The organism is Microlunatus sp. GCM10028923 (genome assembly GCF_042666975.1).
Classification (GTDB): domain Bacteria; phylum Actinomycetota; class Actinomycetes; order Propionibacteriales; family Propionibacteriaceae; genus Microlunatus.
The window spans coordinates 122,565-141,980 of record NZ_JBHTFF010000012.1 but is presented as its reverse complement, the minus strand read 5'-3'; the positions used below and the strand labels follow the sequence as shown (position 1 = coordinate 141,980).

The following is a 19,416-nucleotide window of genomic DNA, read 5'->3' as shown; positions in this document are numbered from 1 at the left end:
TGATCGGTCCAGACACCGTCGGCGGTCGATCGTCCCTCCGCGTCGACAGGGCACTTCTGCAGCGACACGCCGTCAGAACGCCTGCTGTTGTGCCCGGTCAGCGGGTCTTTCTATGGGCGGATGATGCGGAGGGTGACGGGGAGTTCGATCGTGCGGGCGGGTACGGGCTCCGCGGACTCCATCCGGTGGAACAGGAGGCGGGCGGCTTCGGCGCCCAATTGATGCGGGTCGTGGGCGATCACGGCGAGCGGCACGGGGGAGAGGTCGGCCAGTTCGAAGTCGTCGAAGCCGACCAGGGCCGGCAGTTGGGCCGGGTCGGCGCCGCCGCGGATCCGGCGCCCGATCTCGGACAGGGCGCCGATGGTGTTCCGGTTGTTGGCGCTGAAAATCGCCGTCGGCGGGTCGTCCAGGTCGAGCAGTCGGGCGAGGGCGGCGCCGGCCGATTCGACGTCCTGCTGGCCGCGCTGAACCAGCTCGGGGTCGACGGCGAGGTTCTGTTCGGCCAGGGCGCGCTCGTAGCCGGAGAAGCGGCGCTGGCCGGTGAAGACGGAGAGAACGTTACCGAGGTAGCCGATCCGGCGGTGCCCGGACTCGATCAGGTGCCGGGTGCCGCGGTAGGCGCCGCCGACGTCGTCCAGGACGACGGTGTCCAGCTCGAGTCCGTAGACCCGGCGGGAGGCCAGAACCGCTGGCAGGTCACCGATCCGGTCGGATCCGAGGTGGTCCGCCGAGCTCGCCGACGGCACGATGATCAGGCCCTCGATCTGTCGTCCGATGAAGTCCGCGACGAGCTGGGTCTCCCGGTCCGCGTCCTCGCCGGTGTTGCCGAGGATGATCCGGCGCCCGTACGTCGCGGCGACCTCCTCGACCCCCAGCGCGAACGTCCCGTAGTACGGGTTGGCCAGGTTGGTGATCGCCACGCCGATCAGCCCGCTGCGATGGCCGGGCCGCAGGCTGCGGGCGTTCTCGTTGCGGTGATAACCCAACTCCTGAACGGCTTCCTGGACCCGCTGCTGCACCTCCGGACGCACCCCGCCGCCTCCGGCGAGGGTCCGGGACACCGTCATCGGGCTCACGCCGGCACGCTCGGCCACCTGCTTGATGGTCGGCTGTCTGCCCTCCGGCCCCGGCCGGCGTGCTCTGCTCATCGTTGGTAACGTTATCGCATCAGGATCGGCCTGGGAGATGTCGAGGGGGACTTTGATCATGGAGCGACCGACCATTCGCCGGCGGACGGTGCTGACCGCGGGAGCCGGACTGGCAGCCTTCGCGGCGCTGGGCCATCGGACCGCCGGGGCCGCGCCGGGGGACGAGCCGCCGACCGCCGAGATCAACCAGCGGCTGACCCGGCTGTTCGGCGACTACGCCGACACGGCGGGCGCCTGGACCGGAGCCGACTCGGCGTACAGCGTGCCGCTGCCCGACGGCCGTACCGCCTGGCTCTACTCCGACACGTTCCTCGGCACGGTCAACCCGGACGGTTCGCGGCCGCTCGACTCGCCGTTCATCCACAATTCGATCATCGTCCAGGACGGCGGCCGACTGACCACGATCACCGGCGGCACGTCCGCGGCACCAACGTCGCTGGTGGCGCCGGCCGGAGCCGACGAGTCCAAGACCTGGTACTGGTTCGGCGACGGCACCGTGGAGGGGCGGCGGCTGCGGGTACTGCTGCTGGAGTTCGAGAAGACCGGCGACGGGCCGTTCGACTTCGCCTACCGGCGCACCGCGATCGCCTCGTTCGCGCTGCCGGAGGTACGGCTGGAAACGATCACGCCGCTGCCCGACCCGGCGCCGGATCTCCCGCTGCACTGGGCTTCCGCCGTCGTCGAGCAGCCCGACCACACGTACGTCTTCGGCGTCGAGGACCGCCAGGCCGAGAAGTACGCGCACCTGGCCCGAGTCCGGCCTGGCCGGCTGACCCAGGATCCCTGGCAGTACTTCACCGGCGACGGCTGGTCGGCCGATCCGACTGCCTCGGCGCGGATCCTGGCCGGTGTGTCGAACGAGTTCAGCATGACCCGGCACCGGGGCGGCTGGCTGTTGATCACCGGCGACGCCCGGCAGCCGCTGAGCGCCGACATCGTCGGCTACCGCAGCCGTTCCCTGACCGGCGGGTTCGGCGAACCGATCAAGCTCTACAGCACGCCGGAGACCGGCGGCAACGTGTTCACGTACAACGCGAAGGCCCACCCGCAGCTGACCCGGGACGAGACCGTGGTGATCACGTACAACGTGAACAGCTTCGAGTCCGACGACCTCTACGCCGATGCCCGGCTCTACCGGCCGCGCTACGTGAACGTCTCGTTCTCCTGACCGGGCGGTGGCGTCGGCACCGCAACCGGCGCAGGCTAGGAGCATGGCAACGGCGCGACAACCCAGTGATCTCGACGACTACCTGTTCGACCTCCGCGGCTATCTGATCTTGCGGGACGCGATCGAGCCCGAGTTGATCACCCGGCTCAACGAGGCCTTCGATGCATTCCCCGCGGACCTCGAGCCGTGGGGTTGGTGGGGCAACGTGCAGCGCTCCGACGACGGCGACAACGCCAAGGGCTACGAGTTGCAGAACATCGTCGAGGCCGGTCCTCCGTTCGAGGCGCTGATCGATCACCCGAGCTGGATCGAGTACATGCGGCGCTACGCCGGCGAGGTCGACTCCTACGTCGAGGGGCTGTTCATCGACGAGTGCTTCGCCTCGATCCGGCGCAGCGGCGGCTACTTCTATCTGCACTCGGGTGGCTACCACGGTGCGATCCGCGGTCAGTACCGCTACGTCAACGGCGTGTTCCGGTGCGGCCAGGTCAATGCGCTGATGGCGTTGACCGACATCGGGCCCGGCGACGGCGGCACGATGGTCATCCCGGGCAGTCACAAGTCGAACTTCGCCCACCCGCAGTCGATCGGGCGCGATCCGGCGCCGATGGACGACGTGGAGGGTGCGATCGAGGTGCACCTGAACGCCGGCGACGTGTTGCTGTTCTGCGACGGGATCACCCACGGCGGCAGCTCCCGTACCAATACCGAGGGCGAGCGGCGGGTCGTGATCTACCGGTACGGGCCGTCGTGGGCCGCCACCCGGCACGGCTACCGCTATTCGGAGGATCTGCTGCGCCGGGCGAGCGGGCCGCAGCGGAAGATCCTGGAGCCCGTACGGCCTCGTCATCCGGGCGAGTCCCGGCAGGTGACGGACGAGTATCCGGACGACGAAGCGAGCGGCTGAGCCGGTCGGAAAGCGGTCGGCCGCGGGAATCCCGGTACGCTGTCGGCGTGCCTGGGGAAACCGAACGACTGGTGATCGCGATCGACGGACCGAGCGGGTCCGGCAAGTCGAGCACGTCTCGGGGCGTGGCCGAGCGCCTCGGCCTGGCCTACCTGGACACGGGAGCGATGTATCGCGCCGTGACCTGGCTGGCGCTCGATCGCGGCCTGGACCGGACCGATGCCGCCACCGTCGCCGGGACGATCGCGCACGCCCGGCTGGACATCGCGACCGACCCCACGGCGCCGACGATCTCCGTGGACGGGACCGACGTGACGACGGCCATCCGCGACCCGCGGGTGTCGCAGGCGGTCAGCTCCGTCGCTACCAACCTCGCGGTACGCAAGGACCTGATCGCCCGCCAGCAGGCGATCATCGCCGCCGCCGAGCCGGGCATCGTCGTCGAGGGCCGCGACATCACCACCGTCGTCGCGCCGGAGGCGCCGGTCCGGGTGCTGCTGGTCGCCGACCCGGCCGCGCGGGTGGCCCGCCGGCAGGCCGAACTCGGCGATCGCGTTGATCATGAAGCGGTCACCGACCAGGTGATCCGCCGGGACCGGGACGACTCGACCGTCGCCCAGTTCACCGACGCGGCCCCCGGCGTGACCGTGGTCGACTCGACCGACCTGACGCTCGAGCAGGTCATCGACGTGATCTGCGGTCTGGTGCCGCAACGCACGGGCTCCTGATCATGAAAGCCCTCCGACCCGGTCGAAGGGCCTGAAATCCAACACACGAAGGAAACACCGATGACCGAAACTGCTGCCGACTCTGCCCCGGCGGTACCGGTCGTCGCCGTCGTCGGCCGCCCCAATGTGGGGAAGTCGACGCTGGTGAACCGGATCCTCGGTCGCCGCGAAGCCGTGGTCCAGGACGTGCCGGGCGTGACCCGGGACCGGGTCTTCTACGACGCCGACTGGAACGGGCGCAAGTTCGTCCTGGTCGACACCGGCGGCTGGGCCCCCGACGCCGCCGGAATGGCGGCCCGGATCACCGAACAGGCCGAACTGGCCGTCGCCACGGCCGACGCCGTGCTGTTCGTCGTCGACGCGACCGTCGGCACCACCGACGACGACGAGGCCGTGGTACGGGTGCTGCGGCGGAGCAAGAAGCCGGTGCTGCTGGCGGCCAACAAGGTCGACGACATCCGGGCCGAGGCCGAGGCCGCGAGCATGTGGAACCTCGGGCTCGGCGAGCCGCACTCGGTCTCGGCCCTGCACGGCCGCGGTTCGGGCGATCTGCTGGACGCCGTCCTGAAGCTGCTGCCGGAGGCGCCGAAGGACACCGGCGCCGAGATCGGCGGGCCGCGCCGGGTGGCGTTGATCGGCAAGCCGAACGTGGGCAAGTCGAGCCTGCTGAACCGGATCGCGGGGTCGGAGCGTTCGGTCGTCGACGACGTCGCCGGGACCACGGTCGACCCGGTCGACGAGCTGGTCAGCCTGGCCGGCGTCACGTACCGGTTCATCGACACCGCCGGGATCCGGCGCCGGGTCAAGGAGGCGACCGGGCACGAGTACTACGCCAGCCTGCGCACCCAGGGTGCGATCGAACGGGCCGAGGTGTGCGTCGCGTTGATCGACGCCAGTCAGCCGGTCACCGAGCAGGACCTGCGGATCCTGACCAACGCCGAGGAGTCCGGCCGGGCGCTGGTGATCGCGTTCAACAAGTGGGACCTGACCGACGACGAACGGCGCCGCTATCTGGAACGGGAGATCGAACGCGACCTGATCCAGTTCGGCTGGGCGAGCAAGATCAACATCTCCGCACAGACCGGGCGCAGCGTGGACCGGCTCGGCCCGGCGATCGACGAAGCCCTGCGGGGTTGGGAAACCCGGATCCCGACGGCGAAGCTGAACGGATTCCTGGGCCGGCTGGTGGCCGCGCATCCGCACCCGGTCCGCGGTGGCAAGCAGCCGCGGATCATGTTCGGGACCCAGGCGAAGGCCGCGCCGCCGACGTTCATCCTGTTCACCTCCGGGCTGCTCGACGACAGCTACCAGCGGTTCGTGGAGCGCCGGCTGCGCGAGGAGTTCGGCTTCGTCGGGTCGCCGGTGCACGTCCAGGTCCGCGCCCGGGAACGGCGCGGCCGCACCCGCTGATGGCCGCCGACGGCACGATCACGCTGATCATCGCCGATGATCACGCGATGGTACGGGCGGGGTTCGTGTCGCTGCTCACCGAGCAGCCGGGCATCGAGATCATCGGACAGGCCGAGAACGGCCTGGACTGCGTCCGGCTGGCCGCGGACCTGCGCCCGGACGTGGTGCTGATGGACGTCAGCATGCCGATCATGAACGGGATCGAGGCGACCCGCGAGGTGGTCCGGGACTCGTCGTCGCGGGTGTTGATCTTGACCACGTACGACAGCGACGACTACGTGTACGAGGCGCTCCGGGCCGGTGCCAGCGGCTTCCTGCTGAAGGACGCAGCGCCGTCCGAGTTGATCAACGCGATCACCGTGATCGCCGCCGGCGACGCGCTGCTGGCACCCGGCATCACCCGCCGGCTGATCGAGCGGTTCGCCGCGGCGGGCGGCCCGTCGGCACCGAACCGGGACGCGCTGGGCCGGCTCACCGACCGAGAGCGGGAGGTGCTGACCGCCGTCGCGCGGGGACGGTCGAACGCCGAGATCGCCGCCACGCTGGTGATCGCCGAGCAGACGGTGAAGACCCACGTCTCCCGGATGCTGACCAAGCTGGGTCTGCGGGACCGAGCCCAGCTGGTCGTGGCCGCGTACGAATCCGGGCTGGTCACGCCGGGACGCTGACCGGCGGCCGCAGCGCCGGCACCGCCGGGCGGGGCAGCGGGCCGCCGACCAGCCGGAGAGCGCCGGCGAGCCCCAGCGCCGCCGCGGTTGCCGAGAGCACCGAGAATCCCGCGACCAGGACCGCCGCAACCGCGGCGATGGCGACCAGGACGGCGGCGATCGCCGGTCCCGGGCGGGTCGGGTGGCCGGGCCGGGGACGTACCGACGCGGTCTGTTCGAACCGGCCGAGCAGCCGGGCCGCGATGATCATGACCAGGGCGATCGCGGCCAGCCAATAGCCGCGGGTGATCCACCAGGCCGGGCTCAGCGGGTCCGGGAACGGAAGTCCGGCCGCCAGTCCGACCAGCGCGACGCAGACCAGCACCGACATGTGCCAGAGATAGATCGTCAAGGCCCGGCCGTTGATCGCGTCGGCGGCGGTCGCGACGGCGCCGCGAGCGGCGAGGCGCCGCAGGGCGGGTTCGGCGAGGGTGAGCGCGAGGGCCTGGACGACGCCGAGGACCAGCAGCAGGACGGTCGGCGGATTCAGGTTGTCGATCAGGTTGGGCGAGAAGCCACCGATCCAGCCGATCATGATCATCGCGGCGACGCCGAGCAGCAGGGCGGCCGGCAGCCGCCGCCGGTCGATCCGGCGGAACCAGCCGTCGGCGTACCCGAAGCCGAGCTGCTGAACGGCGAGCCAGACGAAGATCAGGTTGAGGAACCCGATCGCCTCGACACCGGTCGACGACCGGAGCAGATCGACCAGGACGGCTCCCACGGCGAGCACCAGCTGCGTCCGCCGCGGTGCGGCCTCGTGCAGCCGGACCATGATCGGCACCAGGGCGGTGACGCCGAGATAGACGCCGAGGAACCACATCGGTTGACCCATCCGGAAACCGACCTGGGCCAGCAGGTCACCGGGAACCCCGAGCAGCGACGCCACCGCGAACCCGGCGGCGATCGCCCCGAACGTGAGCGCGGCCGGCCGGGCCAGCCGGACCAGCCTGGCGTGGACGTACGCCGCCGGGCCGACGCCGCGGGCCCGCAGCCGCCGCCAGTGGGTGAGGCTGGCGAACCCGCCGACCAGGAAGAACAGCGGCATGATCTGGACCAGCCAGGTGAGTACGGCGAACCAGGACTCGCCCTGCGTCGCATCGAACACCGCGAGCCGCCCGCCGTCCGTGGAGATGCCGGCCATGAACGCGTGCAGCCCGACCACGATGATCAGACACCCGGCGCGAACCAGGTCGACCACCGGGTCGCGGCCGATCATCGTGGGGGAGTGCGGTGCGTGATCATTCTTCATGATCATGACCCTAGGAACGCGGGCCGTCCGGGACGTCACCCCACGGAGCGGACTTCGAGCCCGTACCGGAGTAGTTGGAGATCCCTGCAGCACCAGGTGCTGGGGCTAACCGGAGTCCTCGGACGCGAAGTCGTACGCAAGGCCGACCAGCCCGAGCAGCTCGTCGTCAAGATCATCCGCCGACCGCAGCGTGAAGTGGTGCATCACCCGGGCCGCCGCCGGTTCCGCGGAGATCAACGTCGGGTGCTCCACCTGGCCCGGCAGGTACAAGGTCAGCCGCACCGTCCGCGCCCGGGGCCGGAACTCGGCCAGCTTACGTTCGGTCTTCAAGAACACCCCGACCCGGACCGCGTCCTCGTGCACCGGCCCGTGCTGCCGTACCTCCTCGATGATCATGGCGTAGCAGTCCCGCATCCAGGGCGCCGCCGGCGCCAGGGACTCCTCAACCGTCGACCCGGGCACGCAGCTGTGCCCCTGCCCGGTCGCCGCGAACTCACGGTCGCATCGCGGGCAGATCCAACGCGCCATACCCGCCATTCTCGGCCACCGCCGCGCGGACGGGTTACCGCGTTGGGCCGGACGCTCGGCGCATAGTAGAGTTCCGGCTGTTGCTCTGATCCGCGGATCGGGGCGCACGGGCTGTGGCGCAGTTTGGTAGCGCACTTGACTGGGGGTCAAGGGGTCGCAGGTTCGAATCCTGTCAGCCCGACACACAGGACACCTTTCCGATGACTACGCGCTGAGGCGATCCGCTTCGGCCAGCAGCCGCTCGCCGAAGGGCTGGAAGCCGATGCTGCTGGCGTAGACGCCGCTGACGACCCGGTGGATGGTGCCCCATTCCCAGATGGCGGTGGCGTCCACGCCGGTACGGGCAGCCAGCCGCTCGGTCCGTGCCCGGAGGTCGTCGCCGAGGCCCGGGTTGCAGCGCACGATGGTGCCGAGATCGCAGGCAGGTTCGGCCCGCAGGCCGGCCGGATCGATGAGCTTGTAGCTGCCGTCGCTCGCCTGCAGGGCGTTCAGTTCGTGAATGTCGCCGTGGACCAACACTGCGGACCGGTCGTCGTGCGCTCGGCGTCGACGCTCCAGGCACTCCAGCGCGTCCGCCACCGTGGCCGGTGTGCACGGTCGCCCTGCCTGCTCCCAGAGGCGCGGCAGCCGGTCGGTGTACTGCTCGGCCAGCGTCGCGCCGGTCGGCAGGTCGAGGGCGGGATCGACCGGACGCCACAGGCGAACGGCCACGTCGCACAGCAGGTCGTGGCGGGTCGCCGGGTCGGCCACGAGGTCGTACATCGGAGCCCCGAGGCGTTCCAGCAGCAGGGCCTGGCGGCCCGCGTCCTCGCGCAGCAGCTTGGCGCAGCCCGCTCCGTCCGCCAGGCGCAGCGCCGTCGCCTCCGGGCCGAGGTTCTCACCCGGCACTCCGATCTTGAGGACCGCCGGGGTTCCGTCGGCCATGATCACCTCGAGGACCAGGGCGACGTGACCGCCGGCGAGGCTGCGCCCGATCTGCAGCGACCAGTCCCGGGCCAGGATGTCGACCAGGCGTGGCAGCTGGTCCAGCCAGGACTCGTTGCCGTCGGCGATGATCTTCTGGCGGACCTGCTCGGGAACGTCGAGGGACATACCGCCAGGCTAGGGCGAGCCGGCGGCGACCGCCTCATCGATTCAAGATCACGCCTGGTCACGGCGTTCGCGGACAAGGAACAGGGCAAGGATCGCGAGGATCACGTACGCCCACACGGAGAGTCCGGCGACGCTGACCAGCGGACTCGCTGCCCCGGCAGCGGTGTCGATGCCGCCGGTGGCCAGGAAGGAGGACGGGTCGGTGAGGCCGTGCAGGAGGACCGGCCAGACCAGGCTGCCGGTGACGCGCAGGGTGAGATACATGGCGACGCCGAAGAAGAAGGTGAACACCATCGTGAGCAGGACGGTCAGCGGCGGCTGGCCGGTGAACAGGTTCGTCGAGTGCAGCAGGGCGAAGATCAGCGAGGAGAGCAGCATGACGGTTCGCTCGCCGTACCCCTTGCGGCGCAGGAGATTCACCGCGAAGCCGCGGGTGAGGAGCTCCTCGGAGAGGCCGATGAACAGCCCCGCGAGATAGGTCACCAGCACGGTGCCCGGGGCGAACGCCGCGTAGTCGGTGCCGGCCGCGCGGAGGATCACCGCGAGCAGGACCACGGCCGGCGCGACCCACATCCACGGCCGGCCGCCGAGCGGCTGGGGCCCGAACAGGTCGCGCGACCAGCGCAGCACGACCATCAGCAGCAGGAGCAGCGCCGACCCGATGATCACCGGAAGCCCGAGGGCGATGAACACGCTGACCGGGCTCGCGAACAGGTTGTCCGGATCGACCAGCCCACCGAACAGGCGGCCGATCAGCAGGCTGCACCCCTGAAAGGCCGCGACGTAGCCGGCAGCGACCAGCAGCGCCTTCCACCAGCCGCCGCGGTCGAAGAACCCGCGCCAGCCGGTGCGCTCGCTCGGCTCGATCATGAAACACTCCGTTCGGCTTACCGCTGCCGGCGGATCCGGAGCATGGCGTAGATATACCCCGCCGGACCGCGAGTCTGGTGGCAGACTCGCTTCATGAAGCCTGGCTGGACGGCGACCGTCCTCGCCGGCGCGGCACTCATCGCGCTGAGCGGCTGCGCGCCGCCGGTCGCGGTCCCACCGGCACCGGAGGGCGTTCCGGGGGTCTGGGCGCTGCCGGACGACGTGTCGGTCACGTCACGCACGACGGTGCTGGACCTCGACGTCACCCGCGTCGAGTGCTCCGGCGGCGTCACCGGCGAGGTCCTCGAACCCAAGATCAGCTACGAGCCCACCCGGATCGTGATCACGGCCGACGTGGTGAACTTGCACCTGTCCGAGGCCACCTGCCCGGGCAACCCGCCGGTCCGGGTCCGGCTGGAGCTGTCCGAACCGGTGGGAAAACGGGACCTGGTGGACGGAAACTGCGTGAACCGGAAGGCCGGCCAGACGAGCTTCTGCTTCACGCATGTACGGTGGTCCGGCCGTTAGCCGGCCAACCGCTCCTGACATGCTGGCCCCATGAACGGGGTACGCGAGCCAGGCGGCGCGATGGTCGCCGTGATCAGCGACTCGCCCGAAGGGCCGCGCTATCTGCTGCTGCACAACGCGGAGACGACCGACGAGGGCGACTGGGCGTGGGGAGCGCCGTCGGGTTGCCTGGAGCCAGGCGAGACGATCGCCGAGTGCGCGGCGCGGGAGCTGTTCGAGGAGACCGGGATCCGCGCCGAACCGGTTCCGGTGATCACCGAGGACGTCGACTGGGCCGTCTTCCGGCTGCGGGTCCCCTGGGACACCCCGGTCAGCCTGGATCCCTTGGAGCACAAGGGTTTCGAGTGGGTCACCCTGGCGACCGCCCGGCACCGATGCCGTCCCGAACGCCAGCGGATCAGCTTCGAGTTCGCGGTCGCCGCGATTGAGGGTTCACCGTGACCACCGCGGTCCCGTCGCCGGGCGGCCCCGGAACCAGACGCGTGGCCATGATCGGCTCGGGCGCCGGTACGACCACCGCGGCCGTCCTCGCGGCCACCGCGAGCGGGGACCTCGGGGCGACGGTCGCGGTCGTGATCGGCAACAACAGCCGTTCCGGCCTGCTGCAGGTCGCCGATGATCATGGTGTGCCGGCGGTCCACCTGAGCGGCCGTACGCATCCGGACGACACCGACCGGGACCGGGCCATGGCGGCGGCCCTGACCGAGCACCGGGCGGACCTGGTGGTGCTGGCCGGCTATCTGAAGAAGGTCGGCCCGATCGTTCGGGAGACGTACCGCGACCGGATCGTCAACACGCACCCCGCCCTGCTGCCCGCGTACGGATCGACGGGCATGTACGGCGACCGGGTGCACGCCGCCGTCCTCGCGGATGGAGCACGACGGACCGGCGTCACGATTCACCGGGTCACCGAGAACTACGACGAGGGCCCGATCCTGGCCCAGCTCGAGGTGTCGGTCGAGCCGGGCGACGACGTGGCCACCCTGCGGACCCGGGTCCAGGCCGCCGAGCGCGCGCTCCTGCTCCGGTGGCTGGCGGACTGGGCCGCGGGCGACGACAACGTGGAGATTTCCGCCGCGTCTAGGCGGCCGAATGTTCCCCGTTGATGCGCGATCGGCGCTCCGGACGGAATAGGAGGCCGGTGGTCGGGCGCTGCAGGAAGCGTGATCGACGCTGCCCTCGAAGCCGAAACCCTTGAGCCGGCTCCCGTACTGCCGACCCAGCCGGCCTGGGAACTGGTCCGGCTCCGGCACCGGGCGCTGACCCCGGACGCTCCGGGCGAGGCCGCGACCGGACCGGTCTGGACGTTCGTGCTGGAGGGTGAGCTGGAGCTTGTGACCGCCTCCGACCGGTACGTCCTGAAGGCCGGCGATGCGGTCCTGCTGGACGCCTTCACGCCGCATCGCCTGCTCGCGGCGGTCGGGGCCAGGGTGGCGACGGCGGACCTGCGGCTGATGGTGCCGCCGTTCCCGGTGCCGAGCCCGCTGCTGATCCGGGACTTCGCCGACCGGCACTACGGGGTGGCCGAACTGGTCCGCAGCTGCCCGCTTGGCGGCGAGTGCCGGCCGTCGGCGTTCGCGTCCAGCTACGGCGGGCTGATCGGGGCCTCGATGCTGGCGTCCTGGGCGGAGGACGAGCCGCGCGACCCGGTCACCGACCGGGATCCGGCGGTCGCCGCGGTGCTGGCCGCGCTGGCCGACGATCCGGGCACCGAGTGGACCGTGGAACGGATGGCGCGCGTCGTGCACCTGTCCCGGTCCGCCCTGAACGACCGGTTCCGCAGGGCGTTGGGGCGCAGCCCGGTGCAGGCCCTCCGCGAGGTACGGATGCTGCACGCGCGGCGCCTGCTCGCCGAGGTCGACCGGCCGATCGAGCAGATCGCGCACGCGGTCGGGTACGGGTCGACGGCCGCGTTCAGCCGCGCCTTCGCCGCCCAGCACGGGACCGCGCCGCGGGCCTGGCGGTCGCCCTCAGACGCGGGCTGACCGCAGCAGCAGGAAGCCGATCCCACTGGCGAAGGCCAGCGCGGCCCCGAGCAGCAGCACCACGCCGACCGAGGAACGATCGAGCACCGCGCCGCCCACCGCCGACCCGAGCGTGATCGCGACCTGGAACGCGGTCACCTGCAGCGACAGCGCCGACTCGGCGCGCTCCGGCTCCACCCGGGTCACCCAGAGCTGGGTCGCCACCGGCACCATGTTGAACCCGACACCCCAGAGCACCACGCCGACCACCAGCAGGACCGGACCGGACGCGATCATGGTCAGCCCGAGCCCGAGCCCGAGCAACACCGGAGCCGCGACGACCGCGACCCGGAGCCGCCGGGTCAACGCACCCGCGGCGAGGTTGCCGACCAGACCACCGGCTCCCCACACGAGCAGCAGCCACCAGCCACCGCCGGGCACGATCCGTTCGATCGCCAACCGGATGTACGGATAGGCGGCGAAGTTGCCGAACGCGACGAGCACGATGCAGCCGACCCCGGCGAGCAGCCGGCGGTTCGCCAGCGCCCGCCGGAGCATCGACAACCCGGCCGACGGGTGCGGAGTGACGGACGGCAGCGTCATGATCACGATCACCGTCGCGACGGCCGCGAAGCCCGCCGCGACCAGGAACACGACCCGCCAGCCGGCCACGTCGCCGGCCGCCGAAGCCACCGGTACGGCCACGATGGTGGCCAGGCTGACGCCGACCGAGAGGGACGCCGAGACGACATGATCACGACCGGGCACCGCCGCCGTGCCCGCCCCGAACGCGAACGACCAGTAGCCGGCGATCGCCGCGCCGAGGATCAGCCGGCCGACCAGCAGCACGGCGAAGGACGGCGCCACCGCGACCACCAGGTTGGAGAGCGCCGCGGCCACCAGCAGCCCGATCAGCACGACCCGCCGGTCGGTCCTGGGCAGCAGCACCGCGATCGTCGGCGCTGTGAGCGCACCGGCCAGGGCCGTCGCGGCGACCGCCAGGCCGGCCACGCCCTCACTGACGCCGAGGTCGGCGGCCATGGTCGGCAGCACGCTCGCCGGCAGGAACTCGCTCGCCACCAAGATCGCGATGCCCAGAGCGAGCGCGACGATCGGGGCCCAGGCGGCGAGCGGTCGCTCGGGCGTCGCGGTCCGCGGGCCGGCGGAGGGCGGCTGGCACTCAGTGGTCACGAGGTCCATGATCGGTGACCGCGCCCCCGATCGGTTGATCGTGCGTCGCGTCCACTTGATCACGACACCGGACCCGCGGTCCCGGAACGGCGGCCGGGCGCTGGACTGGGCCGGAGCGATCTTCCTACGATGCAGTCCGCACCGTGTTGGTGATCGTTCCGGCGCCACGCTCCTCGGGGACCCGGACATCGGAGAGAGGGAGCTGCGCGTGCCACCGGACCCTGTTGATCATGCCCACCCGCGGGACCCTCGGCTGAGTCGCCGCCTGCTGCTGCAGGCCGGCGGCGTCACCGCGGCGACGCTGGCCCTCGGGGTGAACGCCCCGGATGCGGAGGCGGAACCGCTGCCCGAGGACCCGTTCACGCTGGGCATCGCGTCCGGCAGTCCCAGTGACGACGGCATGGTGCTGTGGACCCGGCTGGCGCCGGAACCGCTGGCGGCCGACGGGCACGGCGGGATGCCGCCGGAGGACGTGACGGTCCGCTGGGAGGTGGCCGCCGACCAGGAGTTCCGCACCGTCGTCCAGCGCGGCTCGGCGCTCGCCCAACCGGTCCTGGCCCACTCCGTCCATCCGCAGGTGACCGGGCTGAAGCCGGCGACCACGTACTGGTATCGCTTCCGGGTCGCCGACCGGACCAGTCCCGTCGGCCGCTTCCGTACCCTTCCCTCGGCGGGTCAGGAGGTGGAGAAGTTCACCTTCGCGTCGGCGTCCTGTCAGGCCTGGTATCACGGGCATTTCACCGCGCACCGGCATCTCGCCGCCGAGAGCGAGCTCGACCTGGTGATCTTCCTCGGCGATTACATCTACGAGTACGGGATCGTCGACGGCTACAACCTGTGGCGCCAGGGCGTCGCGGTCACCGAGCCGGAGCAGGTCGAGACCGAGACCCTGGAGCAGTACCGGCTGCGCTACGCGAGGTTCAAGACGGACCCGCAGCTGCAGGCCGCGCACGCCTGGGCGGCCTGGGTGTTCACCTGGGATGATCATGAAGTCGAGAATGGCTACGCGGCCCGGTTCAGCAACGACGGGATCCCGACCGAGTTGTTCGTGCACCGGATCGCCGTCGCCTATCGCGCCTTCTACGAGAACCTGCCGGTATCGGTCGACCTGTTGCCGGAGGGTCCGAGCACGATGCTGTACGACAGCTACGACGTCGGCTCGCTGGCCCGGCTGATGGTGATCGACGGCCGCCAGTACCGGGACCGGCCGCCGACCGCCAACGACCGCGACGACCCGAAGCGGTCCATGCTCGGCGAGACCCAGGAACGCTGGCTGCACGAGAGATTGCAGGGTTCCACGGCTCGCTGGAACGTGATCGGCAACGCGGTCACCCTGATCCCGGTCCGGCCGGAGTCCGAGCTCGATTCCTGGGACGCGTACCCGGCCGCGCGGAAGCGGTTGATCACGTCGCTGGACGGGGTGTCGAACCCGGTCGTGCTGACCGGTGACATCCATCGGGCCGTCGCCGCCGAGGTGCCGGCCGATCCCGCCGAGCCGGACGGCCCGAAGATCGCGGTCGAGTTGATCTGCAGCTCGATCGCCTCCGACGGCGACGGATCCGAGACCGACAGCTACGCCGACGACTGGCTGCGCTATCCGTACGTGCGCTTCTATCACGCCCGCCGCGGCTATCTGCTGACCAAGATCACGGCGGAACGGCTGACGGCGAGCTACGTCTGCGTGGACTGGATCGAGGAGGACGACACGGCGGACCGCCGGGTGGTCGCCACGTTCGCTGTGCCGGACGGCACCTCCCGGCTGGATCAGATCGAAGGAGCATCCTGATGGCCGGCCCCGATCCCGTCACCGGCCTCAAGATCACCGGCGCGCTGCGGACGATCATGGTCGACTGGCAGCCGCTGCCCTGGAGCACGGTCGTCGACCACTATCGGGTGTACGGCATCCAGGACGAGGGCCGGGCGGCGGAGCGGAAGCTGCGCGGCCTGCCCGACGAGCTGCTGCTCGCGAAGTCGGTCTACCCGCGGTGGCAGCATCGCGGCCGGTCGGCGGCCGGCGAGACCTGGACCTACCTCGTCGTGACGGTCGACGCGGCCGGCAGCCGATCCCGGCCGTCGGCGGTCGTGACGGGCAGTTCGACGACCTCGATCAGCCATTCCGGAACGCCGCTCGGCGTCGTCGGCGAGTTCGACGGCCGGACCCTGGAACTGCGCTACGCGCCGAGCAGCTACGCGTCGATCCCGACCGCCTATCCGGACGCCGTGATCGAGGTCGTGCACGGGCCCGACGCGGCCGAACGCTGGCCGTACCTGCTGCCCGGGCCGGGCGACGCCTGGGCCGGCCGCAAGGCGTACACGCTGCACTGGACCGTGGAGCTGGCCGCGGCGCCGGCCCGGCCGGCGCTCGCGCTCTGGCTGGTCGACACCACGCGGCTGGCCGGCCGGCTCGACCTGCTGATCAACGATCGTCCGGTACGCCAGCTGGAGTTGATCATCGGCGGCACCCAGGGTTCCCGGCAGGGCGACGCCAACCTGCCCGGCAGCCCGCTGATCCCGTCCTACTACGAGTTCGAGCTGCCGCCGGACGCCTTCCGGGTGGGCCCGAACCGGCTCACCTTCACGCTGGCCCAGGGCGGCTGGGCGGCCTGGGACGCGGTCGGGCTGTATCAGCTGGGCGGATGATCAGGACCGGCGGAACCAGTCGACGGCCTGCCGGCCGATCCTGGTCCGCTGCTCCGCGGACGGAATATGGCCCTCGTCCGGGAAGGACCGGAACTCGGACCGGGGGAGCGCGCTGCTCCACCGCGCGTGGGTCCGGCCGGCCACCCGGTCGGGGTCGCCGGAACTCATGATCAACACGGGGATCGTCGTCCGGGAGGCCAACGGCTGCAGGGAGATCCGGCGCCACACCTCCGGCACCTCGGTCGCCGAGCCGCCGAGCTGACGGCGCAGGATCGCGTTGTCCGTCCCGTACGGATCGGTGCCGGCCGGATCCCAGAACGCGGCCGCGCGGATCCGGTGATCACGGGCGATCACGTGGCCGCCGACCAGTCCGCCCATGCTGAAGCCGAACAGATACACCTGGTTCGGGGCGGCGACACCGTCGGCGATCAGTTGATCAAGGCCGGCGATCACGTCGTCGTACGACGTGCGGGTGCCCGGCTCGAACCGGCCGTCGGCCCGCTTGGCCTCGAAGCCGAGGATGCCGCTGGCCCGGTAGTCGGGCGCGAACACGGCGAAGCCCTCCCGCACCCAGGAGTCCGGCCGCACCGCATAGGAGCTCAGCGAGGCCTGCATCGTCATGTTGTCCGGACCACCATGCAGATCGATCACCAGCGGGTGCGGCCCCGGGCCGGTCGGGGTGAGCAGCAGCCCCTCGAGTTCGTCCGGACCGGACCGCCAGCGGACCAGCCGCGGCGGCCGGTCCGGCCACCAGTCGGGCTCGTCGTGCAGCGGCGCCCAGGAGGTTCGGCCGGTCGGCGTGGTCAGGACGACCGACGGGCGGGTGCCGAGGTCCTGCCAGACGCTCAGCAGTCCGCCGCCCGGAGCGGGAGCGGGGCTGGTGTGCACGCCTTCCGGCGGCGCGAGCCAGCGGGGCGCGGAGCCGTCCGGGCTGCAGCCGGCGATGCCCCCGCGGATGCCCTGCAGCGCGGCGGTGGCCACCACCGACCCGTCCGGTGACCAGGCCGACGGCGCACCCGTACCCGTACTGCGGAGATCGTTGTCGGGCAAGGGAAAGCTGGACGTTCCATGATCAAGAAGTCCGAGCCGGAAGGCGTACGGACCCGGCCGCGGAGTGTGCTGGAAAGCCAACCGGTCCGGATCGGCCGGGGAGGGGACGACGTCATCCACCCAGCCGTCGACCTGGGGCACCCGATCGACCGGGCGGCCGCCGGAACGGTCGATCAGCAGCGGCCGCCGCACGTCGGGCACCTCCAAGATCACGCCGGGCAGCCCGGACGAGGAGATCCGGACGAAGCCGACGAAGCCGGCCAGGGAGACCGGGGAACGGAACAGGTCCGAGTCCCGGTGCAGCAGCCGTGCCGGCCCGGCGACCGGCAGCGACCAGAGCTCCCGCCCGTCGACGATCGCGACGAACCCGTCTCCGTCCCAGGCCGCCTCCGACACCGGGCCCGGGGCGGCCGCCACCGGAGTGCCGTCCATGATCAAGGCCCCGGATTCGATCACGGCCGTCCGCCCGGGTGGACCGTCGATCAGCCGCCCGCTGCCGTCGGCCAGCAGCCGGGCATCCGGCCAGCTCATCAACCGCCAGCCGGACGGCTCCTGGATCACGACCCGGTCCGTACCCCGGAACCGCACCGTCGCCCGAATCCGCATCGGACCAGCCTAACCATGATCAAGAACGCAGAGACCGGGCCGGCCTCCGTAGCGGAGGCCGGCCCGGCTCATGGGTGGTGCGTTACGACTGGCGCGGTGCGGCGCCGTCGACCGGCGCCGGCTCGACGACCGACACCGGGGACTCGGCCTCCGGCTCGCGGTCGGTGTAGCGACGGACCAGCGACTGAAGATCGACACCGGTGGTGTTCTTCAACATCTCCAGGGTCTGCACGACGCCGTTGGTGACCTGCTTCGGCATCGCGCCGGCACCGTCGGTGGAGACGACGGTGAGCTTGTCGATCGTGCCCATCGGGGCGGCGACCTCGTGGGCCACCTGCGGCAGCACCTCGATCAGCATCTGCAGCACGGCGGCGTCGTTGTACGCGGCGAAGGCGGCGGCCCGCTTGTCCATCGCGTCCGCCTCGGCCTGGCCCTTGGCCTGGATCGCGGCGGCCTCGGCATCGCCCTCGGCCCGTACCGCGTCGGCTTCGGCGATTCGGCGGGCCTTCTCGGCCTCACCGCGCTTGGCACCCTCGATCGCCTCGGCCTCGGCCAGTGCGGCCCGGCGGGACTTGTCGCCTTCACCGGTGACGCGGGCCTTCTCGGCCTGCGCTTCGGCGTCCGCGATGGCGGCGGCTTTGCGGGCCTCGGCCTCGAGGATCTCCGCGTTGCGGCGACCCTGCGCCTCGATCTCCACCCGGTACCGCTCGGCGTCGGCCGGCTTGCGGACCTCGGTGTCGAGCTGGCGTTCCTTCAGCGCCGCCTGCCGGACGGCCACCTTCTCCTGCTCGGTGAGGATCGCCTGATCCCGATCGGCCTGGGCGAGCGGGCCGGCCGCGGCGGCCTGCGCCTGCGCCGCGTCGGTCTCGGACTTGATCTCGGCCTGCTTCAGCGCCAGCTGCCGGTTGGAGATGGCGATCTGCTCCTCGGCCCGCAGCTGAGCCTGCTCAGCCTCCTGCCGGGCAGCGGCCTCGGCGATCGCCGCGACCTGACCGATCCGGGCCGCCTCCGGCCGACCAAGATCAGAAAGGTAGCTGCCCTCGTCGGTGATGTCCTGGATCTGGAAGGTGTCCAGCACCAGTCCCTGGCCGGTCAGCGAGGACTCCGACTCGTCGGCGACCCGCTGCGCGAACGCGGCCCGGTCCCGGATGATCTGTTCCACCGAAAGGGAACCGACGATCGAACGCAGCGAGCCGGCGAGAGTCTCCTGGGTGAACGTCTCGATCTCGTCCTGCTGGCTGAGGAACCGCTGCGCGGCGGCCCGGATGGAGTCCTCGTTGCCGCCGACCTTGACGATGGCGACACCGTCGAGGTTGAGCTTGATGCCCTGGCCGGACACGGCGCCGCGGATCTGCACCATGATCCGGCGGCTGGACAGGTCGAGGACGTGCCGCTTCTGGACGAACGGGACGACGAAGATGCCGCCACCCATGACGACCTTCTGGCCGGACAGGTCGGTGGAGATCTCCCCGGTCTCGACGTTCTTGACCGGCTTGCCCTTGCGGCCGGTGACGATGTAGGCCTCGTTCGGCCCCGCGACCTTGTAGCGCGAGGCGACGAGGATGGCGAGCAACACCACGACGGCCACCAGGCCGATGATGGAGATCACCGCGGACGGTAAAACGAACAT

General features: G+C 71.1%; 19 protein-coding genes and 1 tRNA gene. 12 read left to right on the top strand and 8 right to left on the bottom strand.

What is annotated here, in order from left to right:
- Window positions 1–110 precede the first annotated feature (110 nt).
- Window positions 111–1,148 (bottom strand): LacI family DNA-binding transcriptional regulator, encoded by a 1,038-nt coding sequence (locus ACFQU4_RS26280; RefSeq protein WP_377497709.1) that lies wholly within the window; start codon window positions 1,146–1,148, stop codon window positions 111–113.
- Window positions 1,149–1,206: 58 nt separating this feature from the next.
- Between ACFQU4_RS26280 and ACFQU4_RS26275 the strand changes: the two genes are divergently transcribed.
- From ACFQU4_RS26275 to ACFQU4_RS26255, 5 genes are read left to right on the top strand one after another with little or no spacing between them, the layout of a single operon-like run.
- Window positions 1,207–2,316 carry a DUF4185 domain-containing protein gene (locus ACFQU4_RS26275; protein WP_377497707.1) on the top strand — a complete coding sequence of 370 codons (1,110 nt, stop codon included), beginning with the start codon at window positions 1,207–1,209 and terminating at the stop codon, window positions 2,314–2,316.
- A 43-nt stretch (window positions 2,317–2,359) separates the two neighbouring features.
- Window positions 2,360–3,223, top strand: a complete 864-nt coding sequence (locus ACFQU4_RS26270; RefSeq protein WP_377497705.1) for a phytanoyl-CoA dioxygenase family protein — start codon at window positions 2,360–2,362, stop codon at window positions 3,221–3,223.
- A 47-nt stretch (window positions 3,224–3,270) separates the two neighbouring features.
- Complete coding sequence (cmk, locus tag ACFQU4_RS26265; protein ID WP_377497702.1) at window positions 3,271–3,951, top strand: (d)CMP kinase; 681 nt, start codon at window positions 3,271–3,273, stop codon at window positions 3,949–3,951.
- Between the two features lie 60 nt (window positions 3,952–4,011).
- Window positions 4,012–5,361, top strand: coding sequence for a ribosome biogenesis GTPase Der (gene der, locus ACFQU4_RS26260; protein WP_377497700.1), 1,350 nt, complete (start codon window positions 4,012–4,014; stop codon window positions 5,359–5,361).
- Window positions 5,361–6,029 (top strand): response regulator, encoded by a 669-nt coding sequence (locus tag ACFQU4_RS26255; RefSeq protein ID WP_377497698.1) that lies wholly within the window; start codon window positions 5,361–5,363, stop codon window positions 6,027–6,029. Before der ends, ACFQU4_RS26255 begins: the two co-directional genes overlap by 1 nt.
- Here ACFQU4_RS26255 and ACFQU4_RS26250 read toward each other — a convergent pair.
- Together ACFQU4_RS26250 and ACFQU4_RS26245 are read right to left on the bottom strand one after the other, a co-directional pair.
- A complete protein-coding gene (locus ACFQU4_RS26250) occupies window positions 6,013–7,317 on the bottom strand; it encodes an acyltransferase (protein WP_377497696.1) in 1,305 nt (434 codons plus the stop codon). The two genes, ACFQU4_RS26255 and ACFQU4_RS26250, sit on opposite strands and share 17 nt — an antisense overlap.
- Window positions 7,318–7,422: 105 nt before the next feature.
- Complete coding sequence (locus ACFQU4_RS26245) at window positions 7,423–7,845, bottom strand: DUF5655 domain-containing protein (protein ID WP_377497694.1); 423 nt, start codon at window positions 7,843–7,845, stop codon at window positions 7,423–7,425.
- A gap of 107 nt (window positions 7,846–7,952) precedes the next feature.
- On the opposite strand from ACFQU4_RS26245, the gene ACFQU4_RS26240 reads away from it, so the two are divergent.
- Window positions 7,953–8,026: transfer RNA gene (locus ACFQU4_RS26240), tRNA-Pro, on the top strand.
- Between the two features lie 23 nt (window positions 8,027–8,049).
- On the opposite strand, the gene ACFQU4_RS26235 is transcribed toward ACFQU4_RS26240, so the two are convergent.
- Complete coding sequence (locus tag ACFQU4_RS26235; protein WP_377497692.1) at window positions 8,050–8,937, bottom strand: aminoglycoside phosphotransferase family protein; 888 nt, start codon at window positions 8,935–8,937, stop codon at window positions 8,050–8,052.
- Window positions 8,938–8,985: 48 nt separating this feature from the next.
- On the bottom strand, window positions 8,986–9,807 hold the full coding sequence (locus ACFQU4_RS26230) for a CPBP family intramembrane glutamic endopeptidase (protein ID WP_377497690.1): 822 nt from the start codon (window positions 9,805–9,807) through the stop codon (window positions 8,986–8,988).
- Window positions 9,808–9,900: 93 nt separating this feature from the next.
- Between ACFQU4_RS26230 and ACFQU4_RS26225 the strand changes: the two genes are divergently transcribed.
- From ACFQU4_RS26225 to ACFQU4_RS26210, 4 genes are read left to right on the top strand one after another with little or no spacing between them, the layout of a single operon-like run.
- Entirely contained in the window at window positions 9,901–10,335 is a 435-nt protein-coding gene (locus tag ACFQU4_RS26225) for a hypothetical protein (RefSeq protein WP_377497688.1), read from the top strand.
- A 30-nt stretch (window positions 10,336–10,365) separates the two neighbouring features.
- Entirely contained in the window at window positions 10,366–10,776 is a 411-nt protein-coding gene (locus tag ACFQU4_RS26220) for an NUDIX domain-containing protein (protein ID WP_377497686.1), read from the top strand.
- Entirely contained in the window at window positions 10,773–11,441 is a 669-nt protein-coding gene (locus ACFQU4_RS26215; protein WP_377497684.1) for a formyltransferase family protein, read from the top strand. The genes ACFQU4_RS26220 and ACFQU4_RS26215 overlap by 4 nt, the downstream gene beginning before the upstream one ends.
- 57 nt (window positions 11,442–11,498) lie before the next feature.
- Window positions 11,499–12,320, top strand: a complete 822-nt coding sequence (locus tag ACFQU4_RS26210) for a helix-turn-helix domain-containing protein (RefSeq protein WP_377497682.1) — start codon at window positions 11,499–11,501, stop codon at window positions 12,318–12,320.
- Here ACFQU4_RS26210 and ACFQU4_RS26205 read toward each other — a convergent pair.
- Entirely contained in the window at window positions 12,306–13,490 is a 1,185-nt protein-coding gene (locus tag ACFQU4_RS26205) for an MFS transporter (RefSeq protein WP_377497680.1), read from the bottom strand. The two genes, ACFQU4_RS26210 and ACFQU4_RS26205, sit on opposite strands and share 15 nt — an antisense overlap.
- A 208-nt stretch (window positions 13,491–13,698) precedes the next feature.
- Here ACFQU4_RS26205 and ACFQU4_RS26200 point away from each other — a divergent pair, with 208 nt between their 5' ends.
- Together ACFQU4_RS26200 and ACFQU4_RS26195 are read left to right on the top strand one after the other, a co-directional pair.
- Window positions 13,699–15,276 carry an alkaline phosphatase D family protein gene (locus tag ACFQU4_RS26200; protein ID WP_377497678.1) on the top strand — a complete coding sequence of 526 codons (1,578 nt, stop codon included), beginning with the start codon at window positions 13,699–13,701 and terminating at the stop codon, window positions 15,274–15,276.
- Window positions 15,276–16,130 carry a hypothetical protein gene (locus ACFQU4_RS26195; RefSeq protein ID WP_377497677.1) on the top strand — a complete coding sequence of 285 codons (855 nt, stop codon included), beginning with the start codon at window positions 15,276–15,278 and terminating at the stop codon, window positions 16,128–16,130. Before ACFQU4_RS26200 ends, ACFQU4_RS26195 begins: the two co-directional genes overlap by 1 nt.
- On the opposite strand, the gene ACFQU4_RS26190 is transcribed toward ACFQU4_RS26195, so the two are convergent.
- Complete coding sequence (locus tag ACFQU4_RS26190) at window positions 16,131–17,786, bottom strand: prolyl oligopeptidase family serine peptidase (RefSeq protein WP_377497676.1); 1,656 nt, start codon at window positions 17,784–17,786, stop codon at window positions 16,131–16,133.
- 82 nt (window positions 17,787–17,868) lie between these two features.
- The gene (locus ACFQU4_RS26185) at window positions 17,869–19,416 is read right to left on the bottom strand and encodes a flotillin family protein (RefSeq protein WP_377497674.1); all 1,548 of its coding nucleotides are present in this window, start codon (window positions 19,414–19,416) and stop codon (window positions 17,869–17,871) included.